6 protein-coding genes are annotated in these 14,736 nt (G+C 38.5%); all 6 read left to right on the top strand.

Going from position 1 to position 14,736, the window contains the following annotated elements; genetic code table 11:
- Position 1 precedes the first annotated feature (1 nt).
- The 6 genes from bcsA to GQR52_RS15605 all read left to right on the top strand — a co-directional run bounded on the left by bcsA (position 2) and on the right by GQR52_RS15605 (position 14,482).
- Complete coding sequence (gene bcsA, locus GQR52_RS15630; RefSeq protein ID WP_165729046.1) at positions 2–2,671, top strand: UDP-forming cellulose synthase catalytic subunit; 2,670 nt, start codon at positions 2–4, stop codon at positions 2,669–2,671.
- A complete protein-coding gene (bcsB, locus tag GQR52_RS15625) occupies positions 2,664–4,910 on the top strand; it encodes a cellulose biosynthesis cyclic di-GMP-binding regulatory protein BcsB (RefSeq protein WP_165729045.1) in 2,247 nt (748 codons plus the stop codon). The genes bcsA and bcsB overlap by 8 nt, the downstream gene beginning before the upstream one ends.
- Complete coding sequence (gene bcsZ, locus GQR52_RS15620) at positions 4,910–6,040, top strand: cellulose synthase complex periplasmic endoglucanase BcsZ (RefSeq protein WP_165729044.1); 1,131 nt, start codon at positions 4,910–4,912, stop codon at positions 6,038–6,040. The genes bcsB and bcsZ overlap by 1 nt, the downstream gene beginning before the upstream one ends.
- Entirely contained in the window at positions 6,031–9,849 is a 3,819-nt protein-coding gene (locus GQR52_RS15615; protein ID WP_165729043.1) for a cellulose synthase subunit BcsC-related outer membrane protein, read from the top strand. Before bcsZ ends, GQR52_RS15615 begins: the two co-directional genes overlap by 10 nt.
- Positions 9,850–10,095: 246 nt before the next feature.
- Positions 10,096–11,589 (top strand): peptide MFS transporter, encoded by a 1,494-nt coding sequence (locus GQR52_RS15610; RefSeq protein ID WP_165729042.1) that lies wholly within the window; start codon positions 10,096–10,098, stop codon positions 11,587–11,589.
- Between the two features lie 145 nt (positions 11,590–11,734).
- Positions 11,735–14,482 carry a metallophosphoesterase gene (locus tag GQR52_RS15605; RefSeq protein ID WP_165729041.1) on the top strand — a complete coding sequence of 916 codons (2,748 nt, stop codon included), beginning with the start codon at positions 11,735–11,737 and terminating at the stop codon, positions 14,480–14,482.
- Positions 14,483–14,736: the final 254 nt, after the last annotated feature.

Raw genomic sequence — 14,736 nt, 5'->3', positions numbered from 1 at the left:
AATGAGTATTACATTATTTTATCAGCGCCCTATCCACTGTACTTTATACTTGCTGCTGAGCATTTTATTTACTGATAAGTTAGTTCGGTACATATTATTTAAGTTTCACAGCTACTTTAATCAACATAAAGTAAATGTAATTGAAGCTTTCTTAATGCCTTTTATTACACTTTTAAGCTCGCTATTTATAAACATTAAACAGCATAAAATCAGCTTTGAGTTTACCCTTTATGACTACTACCCTCATTTAAGGTTGCCTTATCGAACCTATATTTACTCAAATATATTACGCTTTGTTATCCAAAGTATTTTTTTAGTATTTTTTAAAAACCAGCTTAAACCGAGTTCTGTAAAAGAAGATGCGGTTAATTATTTTTATGATGGCGTTAGTTACCTTTTAAGGCAATTACGTTGGTTTGATTTAAAGTTAGGTAGATTATTAAAGCGCCTACTATCAAAAAACAAAAAAGGCCCTAAAAAAAGTGCGTTTAAAACCATGGCGGATGCGCGTGTATGGCAAAATAAATTAGTTAAATACGTCATCCTCGCGTTTATTTTATTTTTATTAGCAATATTCATTACAATTCCTTTTAGCTTGGAAGCTCAAGCCGTTTTTATAAGTTTTATTTTATTAGTTGCGTATGCACTTAAGCGAGTAAAAGGCCAAATGGCAACCATTGTCATGATCACCTTGTCAGTAACTACGTCTTCTCGTTATTTATGGTGGCGTTACACTGAAACTTTAAACTGGGATGACCCGCTTGCACTTGCGCTAGGTGGGGGCTTATTACTTGCTGAAACGTATGCCTGGCTTGTGCTTATTTTAGGTTTTTTTCAAACAATTAATCCACTTGAACGAAAACCAGTTCCTTTGCCTAAAGACACTGACTTGTGGCCAACAGTTGATGTATATATTCCAACTTATAACGAGCCGTTAAGCGTTGTAAGGCCCACTACGCTCGCGGCTTTAAGTATCGATTGGCCAGCCGATAAACTAAATGTTTACATATTAGATGATGGTAAGCGCTCAGAGTTTAAAGATTTTGCAGCCGAAATTGGAGTGGGTTATTTAGCGCGTTCGGATAACAATCATGCTAAAGCCGGTAATATGAATAGCGCTATGCGCTATACCGATGGCGAATATATCGCAATTTTTGACTGTGACCACGTTCCTGCTCGCTCGTTCTTACAAATGACAATGGGGCAGTTTTTAAAAGACAGTAAAGTGTGTTTAGTGCAAACACCGCATCACTTTTTCTCAGCCGATCCATTTGAGCGAAACCTTAATAACCACAGCCAAATTCCTAACGAAAACATGCTGTTTTATGGACTTATTCAAGACGGTAACGACATGTGGGATGCAACCTTCTTTTGTGGTTCTTGCGCCGTATTAAAACGAGCAGCACTTGATGATATTGGCGGCTTTGCGTTTGAAACAGTAACTGAGGATGCACATACGGCTCTTCGTATGCAACGCGCTGGTTATAAAACAGCTTATATAAACATTCCACAAGCCGCAGGCCTTGCTACCGACAGTTTATCAGCGCATATAGGTCAACGTATCCGCTGGGCGCGTGGTATGGCGCAAATATTTAGACTTGATAATCCGTTAATGGGTAAAGGTTTAAGTATTCCTCAACGATTATGTTATATAAACGCAATGTTGCATTTCCTTTCGGGTATTCCTCGTATTGTATTTTTAACCGCTCCTTTAGCGTTGATATATTTTAATGCCTACATAATTTATGCCCCTTTTATCGCTATTTTTATCTATGTGGTACCGACACTAATTCAAATAAAAGCAACTAACTCACGCATTCAAGGTAAATACCGTTACTCCTTCTGGGGTGAGGTATATGAATCAGTACTTGCTTGGTACATATTAAAACCAACAACCGTTGCTTTATTTAATCCTAATAAGGGTAAATTTAACGTAACCGAAAAAGGCGGTTTAAATGATGAAGAGCATTACGACTGGGGTATTTCTAAACCGTATTTAATTCTCTTACTTATTAATTTACTAGGCATAATAGTCGGTATATTACGTCTGTTTTTAGGTGACTCAAGCCAGATTGGCGTACTGATAATAAGTATGGGTTGGGCTTTTTATAATATTATTATTTTAGGCGCTGCGGTTGCGGTTGCTGCCGAAGCACGCCAAGTTAGGCACTCGCATCGTATCAAAGCAAACTTCCCTGCCGGCGTTCGTTTAGCAAATGGTCATACTTTAAAAGTAAAAATAACGGATTATTCAGATAACGGTGTAGGTATAGAGACTGAACACGCACATTTATGCCGCGTTAACGATAAAATTGAATTATTAATGAGTCGCGGTAACAAGCAATTTTCGTTTACAACTTATGTATGTAATACCCGTAAAAAACAAATTGGCCTTACACTTAAAGATTTATCGCTAGAAAAACAAAGAGCTTTTATACAATGTACTTTTTCAAGAGCAGATGCATGGCTAGATTGGCAAAATAACTTTAGACATGACCGTCCATCGTATAGCTTTAAAGAAGTGCAAAAAACAAGTTTACGGGGCTTTAGTAATTTACTATTTCATGCTCCAAGAGCGTTACAACCAATAATTAAGTTTATGACTAATACCGTCATTTACATAAATTCATTTACTCCAAAAAAACCGATAGTGCATAATAATTATGATTAAAAAGTTACTTAATACATTTCTAACATTGTTGCTTATTAGTAGCGCATATCAAGTGCTCGCTATCGAGCCTATGCACGACAAAACTATGTTTGTAAATGGCTACCCTGAGAGCGCTCAGGTTTCTAGTTTACGTCTTAGCTTTGAAAAGTTAGGGTTTAACGACTATAAACTCGACGGCGTGAATAATAATTCTCGAGTCGATTTCACAAATAGAATTGATAAATTAAGCACTAATCTAAAGCTTAACTTTTCGTACACCAACTCACCTTCATTGCTGGCTAATGTATCGCATTTAAAAGTTTATTTTAACGATAACTTAGTTACTGTTTTACCTATTAATGAGCAATTAAGTATTGTAAAAAATACGGTAAGTCATAGCCTAGACCTAAATGCTAAATACATTCAAGACTACAACCAAATTCGCTTTGAACTAGTTGGCTACTACGACTTACGATGCCAAGATTACTTTAGCCGCTCAATTTGGACTGAAATAAACAAATCAAGCCACATCACGCTTGATCAAAAACAGTTAGCAATTGATAGCCGCCTTGAATATTTACCAGAACCATTTTTTGATGCTAAAGATTACAACAAATTAAACTTACCTTTTGTATTTGCAAGCACACCTAATACACAAGCAATAGAAGCTGCAGCCACTTTATCTAGTTGGTTTGGCGCACAAGCTGACTGGCGTGGCGCTAACTTTCCAGTAGTTTTAAATAAAGCACCAGAGCAGCACAGTGTGGTGTTTATTACTAATGACTCAAAACCTGATTTTTTAAAAGATTATCCAGATGTTGAAAAGCCAACCGTCGAGCTAATTTCAAGCCCTATTCACAGATACAATAAAATGCTGTTAATTTTGGGGCGTGACGAAAAAGACTTAAAAACAGCGGTCACTGGTCTTGTATTTGGTCATAAAATTATGACTGGCCGAAGTGCAAGCATCGAGGCTATTAACAAACTCCCACTGCGTAAAGCTTATGATGCGCCGAGATGGCTAAGAAACGATCGTCCCGTGCACTTTGACGAGCTTATTGACTACCCAACTCAGTTACAAGCTGAGGGTCTTAACAACGGCCCTATAAAATTAAATGTTCGTTTTGCACCTGATTTATTTACTTGGCGTGAAAAAGGTATTCCTATTACTTTGCAATACCGTAATACGCCAGAGAGCGAAACCTTAAATTCACGTTTGAACATGCTAATAAACCAAGAATTTATAAGTGGTTTTTTACTTGATAAAAAAGACACATCGTTAACTACCGCTAAAACGTTGCTGCCTTTAATTGCTAATACAGACACAACGCAAAGCGCTGAAGACTTTTCATTAGACGGTATTAATCTTGCCAGCCGAAATGAGTTAAATTTTGACTTTAGATTTGCAGTACTTAAAAAAGGCGAATGTGCCGTTGCTCCACCTGGTGGCGAGTACGGGGTAATTGATGGAAACTCTAACATTGACGTAAGTGGGTTTGATCATTACATGGCTTTACCTGATTTAAATGTATTTGCAAACAGCGGATTCCCATTTACGAAATACGCAGACTTACAACAAACTTTAGTATTGATAGATGAAGTTCCATCACCTAAAGCACTATCTGTATTGTTTAATTTAACAGGCCACTTTGGTGCTATTACTGGCTACCCAGCTCATAGAATAAGCATTGCTCATTTAAATCAAGATGCCAACTTAGATGATAAAGACATCTTAGTAATCGCAACACCTAATAGCATTGCTAATAACTTAGATGAAGATGCGCAAACCAATATCCTGCTTGATAATAATCAGCGCGCTATAAAACAAGCCATATACAATGGTGCTTACGATGAGCAGACAACAGATAAAGTCCAAGTAAGTATAAAAAGTAGTGGTGATATGGCCGTTATTACTGGCTTTCAATCACCGTTTGATTCAGAGCGTTCAATTGTATCGCTTAGTGCAACATCACAAAAAGCCTTTACTCTACTAGATGATGCGTTAATGAGTTCAGAAGCTCTTGCGCAAATTAAAGGCAGTGCTGCGGTCATAAATTCTCAAGGCATTAAGACAATTAAAACTGATGAACAATATTTTGTTGGTCACATTCCTGTGCATACCCTAATTTGGTTCCATTTATCGGATCACCCATTTGTACTGGCACTCTTGTCTATTTTAACACTACTGCTGATCTCATTTATTATATGGCGATTATTACAAGCATTAACATACAAGCGCTTAGCTGAAGGAGATAAGTAATGAAGTCACTCATTAATGTATTTTTTACCGTGATTGCATTATTTACCTTTAATGCCAATGCACAAATAGAGCAATGCCAACCATGGGATGCATGGCAAACGTTTAAAAGTAACTTTATAAGCCAAGATGGTCGCGTTATTGATTTGGGGAGTGAGCAAAAAATCACAACCTCTGAAGGCCAATCTTATGCCTTATTTTTTGCTGTCGTAGCAAATGACAAAGCAATGTTTGACCTAGTCCTGGATTGGACGCAAGAACATTTGTCAGAGGGTGATTTAAGCACTCGTTTACCGGCATGGCAATGGGGTGTTAACAATCAAAATGTTGGCGGAATTTTAGATTCAAATCCAGCGTCTGATTCTGACTTATGGATAGCATACAGTTTATCGCAAGCTGCTATTCTTTGGGATGACCGCCGCTACAGCATATTAGCAGCCGTACTTGCGAAGCGAATAATGCGTGAAGAAACCGCCTATATTTCGGGCCTAGGTTTATCATTACTACCCGCCCCTACTGGTTTTGAATTTGATAATGAGCGTTTTAAGTTAAACCCAAGCTACTCACCGTTATTTATTTATCAGCAGTTTAAAAAGCTTTATCCACACTCGCCTTGGCATCAACTGCACGAAGGCTCAGCAAAGTTGATTTTAGATACAGCAAAGCAAGGTGTTAGCCCTGACTGGGTAATGTTTGATGCAAATAACGGCTTTTATTACGATAAAAAAACGAGCGACTTGGGCAGTTACAACGCTATTAGAGTATATTTATGGGCAAGTATGATGGCAGACAACGCGCCTTATAAAAAAGAGCTATTAGCGCAATTTAACCCTTTTATAGAAACAATTAATAAACGTGGTTACGTGCCTTTAAATACTTTTGCTAAATCAGGAAAATCTGAAAAAAGAGGCCCTCTAGGCTTTAACTCAGCTCTATTACCTTTACTAGCGACTAATAACGACAATTCTACAGTAATGGCGATCCAGCAAAAACTAATGATTGATAAATCATTTACCCAGACTCGTTATTACGACAGCGTACTTAACTTGTTTGGTACAAGTGCTTTAAATAAGCGTTTTTCAATTACAGCAGATGGGACGCTACAACCGGTATGGAGCACTGAATGCCGTTAAAGTTTGCCCTCGCTTGCACATTAGCGCTTAGCTCTGGATTAAGCGCTAACACAGTCAACGATATTGATACGCAATCTGTTGATTGGTTACTAAGCCAAATAGGTATTGGTGAAGCACAGCAAAATAAAAAACTAGTTGAAGATAGCTTGCGAAAGCTAGTCGCTATTGCCCCTGCCCGCATAGAAACACAGTGCGCAGTAGCGCGTTATGATTTTGCCAATGGCGAATCAGCGAAAGCCAACCAATTACTAAGTAAAATAGATAATGGGCTTACCAAACAGGCTCCGTGCGTTGAAAAGCTAAAAGTCCTTTCTCGTACTGAAGGAAAAGACAAATCTTCAATTCAGCAAGCTAAATTATTGGCTCGCGCGGGTCGTTATGAACAAGCTCGCGAAATCTATAATAATATTTTTAAAAACGTCTATCCTACATTAGATTACGAGCTTGAGCATTTAAGCTGGTATGGACAAGATAGCTCCCAATGGGAAAGTGTTAAAAAAGGCTATAATAAATTAGCTCAAAGCTACCCAAGTATTGCGCAGATAGAAATTGCTTATGCCCGTCACCTACTTAGACGTAATCTGACAGATAAAAAAGCGATTGATATTTTAAGTAAATATGGCGCAGGCCCTACTTTTATTAATGAAGTAGAATATATTTGGCTTAGTGCTTTGCTAGAAATGCCCTTAACGGATGATACAGTTAAGCAGTATCAGCGCTATTTCACTCTTTATCCTTTTAGTAGTAAAGGTGAATTACAATACCAAGATTTTCTAAAAGATTATAAAAAACGTCAAACACTTCTTGCCGACCCCGCCTATCAACTTTGGGTAAGAGGCGATAAATTACTTGAGAAAAATAAACTTGCTGCCGCAGAGCCTTTACTTTTAAAAGCTTTAAGAGGCCGACCGCAAGACGGCGCTATAATGCGAAGCCTTGGCACACTCTATTTACGCCTTGGTGAAAACCAAAAGTCGTATCAATATTTTACTCGTGCACAAAAGTACACAACTGAGTTCGCTGAACGTGAAACACTACAAGAATTAGCAAAAACAGCTAAGCTTTGGCTTTATATACGCGAAGCTAAAAATGCCATTAATAATAAAGAATTTAAAACGGCTAAGCTTAAGCTTGATTTAGCATCCACCTTAGAACAAGAAACTAATACAGTAATATATAACAAAGGTTTATTACAATTTGCTCAAGGGCAATATTCACAGGCTGCGCTTACATATCAAATTGTTTTAAGAAGTGATCCACTTAATAGCAGCGCTTTAATAGGCCTACTTGAAATAGCTGAATTAGAGCAAAATGAAAAAGCCCTAACCTCTTTTTATAACAGCTTATCGTTTAATCAAAAGAAACTAATTAAAGAATCTTATTCTGTATCTTTAAGTAGTCAGTACCGCGCAAAGGCAAATACGTTTGCACAGTCGGGAGATTTAGAGCAAGCCGAAAAAGTATTAAAAGACGCTATTGAAATAGCGCCAGAACAGCCTTGGTTATACTACGATTTAGCCTTTATATACCAACAAAAGGGGCTGACAGAAGAGGCCCGCGCTTTATTTAATAATGTGCTGTGGCAATTTCCGTTAAACCCTCAGATTCGTTACAGCCACGCGCTTTTTTTACGATCCCTTGATGATTATCAAGGTGCTATTAAAACATTGCAGTACATTCCATTTAAATCCAGAGATAAAGACATTATTGCGCTTGAACAGCAGCTGCAACTTAATGAGTCTTTAACACAAAGTGAGCGCCACCTTGATGCTAAAGATAAAGCCACTGCAATCTATCATTTAAGCAACCTAGAGGCACAAAATTTAACACCCGCTATGCAGGCAGAGTTATCGCGAAGCTGGTATCGAATTAATGAAAAAAAACACGCTATAAAACTTATAAACAAAGCACTGGAAGCTGAGCCTTCTCTTTCTGCTTATTGGCATACACTTTATGGTGAGTGGCTTTTAGAGCAAGGTGATGAAAATAAAACGAAGCAATGGTTTGAAAAGTACGTATTACCAGAGAGCGCAACTGAAAACGAAACAACTCAATATGTACAACTACAAAATAGCTATATTACTCAGTATTACAATGGTAGTGATTTAATCGCTAAGCTTAACCAGCTGGATCAAAAATATAAAAATACTCCAGCAACAACTACTGCCCTTATTAATGCAAATTTAGCACTTGAACAGCGCGAAGCGGCCGTTATTTTGTATCAGCAAAAAGTGCAAAATAAACAAACCATAGAGCCTCAAGCACTACTCGCTATTGCTAATGCATACATAGAACTTGGGGACGACTTTCAAGCAAAAGAAGTTACGCAAAAAGCGATTACGCAAACCACATCGCAAGAAGGTTATTTGCAACGCCAAATCATGTCATCTCTCAATGAGTTTAATTACTCAGGGGATGCACTTTATTTAGCTAAGCAACTTGTTGAAAAGTCACCCAACGATCAAGAATTACGTTATCTAGGCGCTCAAGTAGCCAGCAAATTCAACGAAACCGAACAAGCACAATCTTGGTACGCGCAAACCCTATTTCCTAATCGTACATTAAATGAAAAAGAGCTTTACGGAGCGCTTTCAAAAATAGACGAAAACGATGAATGGTATGTAAACGGTGCTAAAAGAGAGCTAATAAACGAGCAAAACAAAAACCAAGCATACATTGCTATTGGTGTTAACTTTAGTGGGCAAACAAGCACCGAAAGCGAAGCAACACTTGGTGCGGGCTTAGTCCCGATTGAAGCTTACTTTCCGCTTTGGCAAGGCCAAGGGTTTATTAAAGTAGACCCAACTACTATTAGCGCACAAACAACGCGCTTTGATGAGCAATTTGCTGGCAGCCGCTATGGACAAGGTGCTTTATGTATTTTCACTTGTTCAATCGATGAAGTGACACCTGAGGAAAGTGGTGTAGATGTAGGTATTGGTTGGCAAAACGAAAACTGGCGTGTAGATGTAGGTACAACTCCACTTGGCTTTTTAATTGAAGATATTGTATGGGGTGTAAATTACGCAGACAGTTTTGGCGATTTTGGATACAGCCTAGAACTTGAAAAACGCCCAGTTACAAGTTCGGTACTTTCTTATGCAGGTCTTAAAGATGTAAAAACAGGTGAAGTTTGGGGTGGTGTACGCTCTACAGGCCTAACGGCTAATGTATCACACGACTTAGGCGGAAAATGGGGTTTTTGGTCAAGCGCCGACTTTACCCTATATAAAGGCCAAAATGTAAAAGACAACCAACGCTATCGTATGATGGGCGGTACTTATTACCGTGTAATTAGCAATCAAGAGCGTGAATTTACCGCAGGCGCTAGCTTATTACATTGGGCATACAAGTATAATTTAAGTGAAGAAACATGGGGCCATGGTGGTTATTACAGCCCACAAAACTATGTAGGTTTATCTGTGCCACTCACTTATGACGCGCGTTGGGGCGATGATTTTGTTTATCGATTAAAAACAGGTGTTTCGTACTCGCAAACAAAAACTCAATCTATTGATTTCTTCCCTAATGATGGCGATTTGCAAATAGCTGCATATGATAGAGAGTCAATAACAGGTGTTGATCCTGTATTTGAAGGTGAAACAAGTTCTGGTGTTTCATATAATCTTGAAGGTAGTTTTGAGTATAGAATAACGCCGAATTGGTTCTTTGGTGGTTACTTAGCCATCGATCGTTCTGACTTTTACGAACCAAATTTTGGTCAGCTTTATATACGTTACTACTTTAATCCTGTGTACGGAACACTTGAGTTTCCAGGCACCCCTATTGTTCCTTATGCTGAGTTTTAACTTGGCATAAGGTGATACACCGCGAACACTTCCCCTAGCACTAAGGTATATGTATACTTGAGCGCAATTGTAACTAGGATAAGGGTGTGTCTCTTACCTTGTGGTGTTACTGCCATATAGCAAATCATTATCTTAGCTACAAATAATATACTGATGGTCGAGCATTTTAGTGATTACAAATTCTAAAATAGCTAAAGCAAAAAATTATAAGGCCATCATAACAATACTTAAAGTTAGGAAGTAAATATGAGTTCAGCTCCAGATAGTGGCTGGTTTGGCCACCCTAAAGGACTTTCAACATTGTTCTTCACTGAAATGTGGGAACGAATGAGTTATTACGGTATGCGAGCTATGCTCGTATTATTCATGACAGCAAGCTTACAAGAAGAAGGTTTAGCCTTTACTGTTGCCTCAGCTGCTGCAATTTATGGTTTATACACAGGTGCGGTATACTTTTTAGGTTTACCAGGTGGCTGGCTAGCAGATAGATTGTTTGGTGGTCAAAAAGCAGTATGGTATGGCGGTATAATCATTATGATTGGTCATATCATTTTGGCTATTCCACATGATTATTCTTTCTTCATTGGCTTGATATTTGTAGCGACAGGTACTGGTTTGCTAAAACCAAATATCAGCGCAATGGTAGGCCAACTATACAGTGATGCTGATGAGCGTCGTGATGGCGGTTACGCTATTTACTACATGGGTATTAACTTAGGTTCTTTAATTGGTTACTACGTTTGTGGTTACTTTATGGAAAACGTAGGTTGGCACTGGGCGTTTGGTGCAGCAGCTGTTGGTATGGCTATTGGTTTGGTGCAATATAAGCGCTCACTTAATAACTTACCAGAGCATAGCGCTTTACCAGCAAATCCATTAGGTCCTAAAGGCACTTCTCGCGCATGGGTTGGTATTGCTGCGTTTGTAATTGCAGCGGCTGCAGTTACTACGGCTGCAATGACCGGCGCAATTGTAATCAATCCAACAGTGGTTGCAGGGTACGTAGCTGTTGTATTTACTATTATCTTTTTTGTTTATTTTGGTGTTATTTACTTTACAGGTAAATTAACAGATGCCGAAAAACAAAGAATGTGGGCACTATTTTTAGTCTGTATTGCATCTGCATGTTTTTGGTCTGGCTTTGAACAAGCTGGTTCTTCATTAAACCTATTTGCTCGCGATTATACTGACCGCCTTATTGGTACTTTTGAAATCCCTACAACGTGGTTTCAATCATTAAACTCACTGTTTATTATTGCTTTATCGCCATTTTTTGCAGCGCTTTGGATTAACTTATCTAAAAGCTTAGTATCACCTAGCTATAGCGTTAAGTGTGCAATTGGTTTAATTATCATGGCATCAGGCTTTTTAGTTATGTTTATGGCGGCTCATTACGCAGCTGAAGGCTTAAAAGTAGCGCCTTACTGGCTTGTTACTACGTACTTTTTACATACAGTGGGTGAGCTTTGTTTAAGCCCTGTAGCATTAAGTGCTGTAAGTAAGTTATCGCCTAAACGTTACACTGGTCAAATGATGGGTGTATTTGTATTAACTTACTCGATTGGTAATATTATTGCGGGTTTACTTGCTGGTAATTTCGATCCGAACAATGTTGATGAAATCCCTAACTTATACTTACAAATTGCATTATTTAGCATTGGTGTTGGTGTTGTTTTAGTACTAATGACCTTTAAAGCTAAAGTATGGGAAAAACAAGGGTTAGAAGAGAAAGTCTCTTAATTGTTGTTTATTTTTAATATAACAACATAACCGATACATTCCTCCATAGCGTCTATGGGGGAATTTTTTATTCAACTTTGCCCCACTCTCGTTAACTGATATTATGTCCTGATTGATTATTGAATAGACTCAGGGACAGCAGTATATGCATTCATTAACATTATTACGTGCCACTCTAATAGCATTTCTCCTTATTTTTTTATCTGCCTGTGGTGGGGCCGAAGATCAAATTACAGTAAATCCAAATGATCCTGTAGAGCCTGAGCCTAGTGGCTTAATTATTACCAATGCTAATGGCTTACAAACGTCATTAGATGAAGGTAACTTTACTATCAATGCCCCTGGGGAAATAGTGGCTAGCGATACTGAAATAACCTACGAAAAATTAGTCCTTGATGAGAATAATCAAGCAAAAAATATCATTTCAGATATACATACGCTTACCCCGAATACACTTCAACTTTCTAGCCCAATGACAATCACCATAAAAATACCTGACGACTATGTATTAGGAGGCCAATTAACTATTGCTCGTTTGAGCGGCAATTCTTGGTCAAGTATTACTAATTCAACGGTATCGCAAGGCTTTGTTAGCGCACAAGTAGACCAACTAGGTAGCTATGCAATAGAAATGCAACGTACTGTCGCATTTTCTGATATTGGCCCTACATGTGATGCAAATGCAACAGAGCAATCTATACGATTTGTTCACGTTGCCGACATGCATGCTCGCTTTGGGTATCAGGAACAATATTTTAGCCGCATTAAAGCTTATTATAAAAAAGCGCTAAGCGAATCTTCGCATACATTATTTACCGATGGTGGCGATGATTACGAAAAAGGGACCGTTGCAGAGCAAATATCACAAGGCTTAGCCTCTGATGAAACCGTAAAGCTAATGGCTTTTGATTTACGTGTTTTAGGGAATCATGACTATGCATGGGGTCCTGAAAAGCTACTTGAGTTTTCACAAGACGATAATGCCATTGTACTTGCAAGTAATACCCGCTTTGAGGGAGAGCAAAATAAGAGCTTTGGCGGTGTGGACTTTGCTAAAGTACAGGTTGGCTGCATAACATTGGGTGTGTTTGGGATGACGTCAGTACCATGGGATGAACTTGACGAGCCAATTGAAGATGACCCTATTCCTGACTTTATAAAACAATTTAAAATGAGTTGGAAGTGGCAACAAATCGCACAAAGTATTGTAAGCCAATACAACGGTGATGTTGATTACATGATAATGCTAAGCCACTTAGGTAAAGGAACTGACGTTGAGATAGCAACCAATGTGCCCGGTATAGATTTAGTGCTTGGTGGGCATACTCATGGTGGTGAAGACTTTATAGAGCTTGAAAATAATGCTTTAGTCATTCAACCAGAATTTTATGCTCGTGGAGTCACCGATTTAAATTTAGTATTTAATACTGCAGATAAAGCACTAAGTCGTTACGATTATCAACATGTAGATACGCGAACATCTATAGAACCTGACGAAGAAACCAAGCTAGCCATCGATGAAATAATGGGCCGATATGCACCCGATGCTGATACAGAAATTGCCATTTCAGAAAACTATCCGAGTGATTTTGAAGTTGCGGGTATTACTGCACTTGCAACTAAACATTCAAGCTCAATTAACGCAGCGCTGCTTAACCCTGAACTTGTACAAAAAAGATGGACGCCAGGCACTGTTACACAAGAAGATTTTCACAAAGCATTTTATGTTGAAAGACAGCCTTCAAACACACCTGGCTTTAATTCACTGTATCAAGTAACCGTTACAGGCACTGATTTAAACACAATGATTGCCAGCCAACCCGATTGGTTTGTGTTAAAGCCAGAAGATATTCAAGTAACGACAAATTATAATGTCGCTTTATTTAAAGGTCCGGCACTTAATCCAGATTTATTTTTTAGCAGTGTTACTTTTAATGATCTAAAGCCAATTGCCGAAGCATGGTGGCTACTTGATCAATACGCGCGCTTTAGAACAACTCAATGTCTTCACCTTGATACAGACACACAGCTTAATGCTTGCCAAGATGTTGCAAATATAACAACTTGGAACTTTGACGATCCAACAAACCCACTAACTCCAGACTCAGGCCCATCTGTTTTAAGCTACTTTGACCCAGAAAATGACGGTTGGGGCCCAGAAGATACACGCTATGAGACAACCACTGATCTTAATATTGCCGATTTAACTGATGGTCCTTCTGGTGTAATGGCTTTTACTCGTCACTCCCCAACAGAAGGCCTATTAATTACGTTAAACACAGCTGCAAATGGTGATTTTAAAGATGACGGGTTAGTGTCTGACTACACAATAGTTATGGATATAAACTGGCCATTGGAAACAAACGACATTTACCGCGCAATAATCCAAGCCGATACCGAAAACTACGATACAGATGACGCAGATATATTCGCAAGCCCAGACGGTGGGTACGGTGAAGCAACCAGCAATAGTGGATACTTTGGCGATACTGAACCAGGTAACTGGCATCGTATTGCCTTTGTATTTTATGCCGCACCAACAAATGGCGTATTTGAAATATACGTAGATGGTGAACTCGAAGGTGTTAAAGAAGAAGGTGAGATAAACCGTCGATGGGCACTTGATAAAACAATCCTGTTATTTACAGATAACAACTACGAAACCCGACCTGGTTACTTAAATGCATTACTCTATGCTGGTCGTGCTATGACTCGCGGTGAAATTAAAAGTATGGGCGGCGCACAACAAAAGTTGTCCTTTGAGCAACCGACGCGAGTGTTAAATCAAACGATTGAACGTCACTATCAAGCTGCGCCAGCGATAAAAACAAACCAATGGATTGAGCAACGTAACAAGTTCTTTGGTAGCAACTCTAAAAGTGTAAATAATTAAATACAACTAAGCTTTTGCTTGTTCATTCTAAAAGGAGGCTTCACGCAGGTGAACCCTCCTTTTTGTTATTTAAAAACAACATATTAAGAATGAAAACCACTATTCAATCCTATGGCGTATAACTTCATTTTATTTAACTGTATTACAAACACGTAACTTTATAATAACCGTCCTATAAAATTTACACATACACTACACACTAAATAGTGTCTCCCCCTTCCCCAAATCAAAAATCTGGTTGATTATCTACTGCA

This window comes from Pseudoalteromonas sp. 31A1, assembly GCF_011378815.1.
GTDB classification, from domain to species: Bacteria; Pseudomonadota; Gammaproteobacteria; order Enterobacterales; family Alteromonadaceae; genus Pseudoalteromonas; species Pseudoalteromonas arctica.
This window is presented reverse-complemented; position numbering and strand designations above follow the sequence as displayed.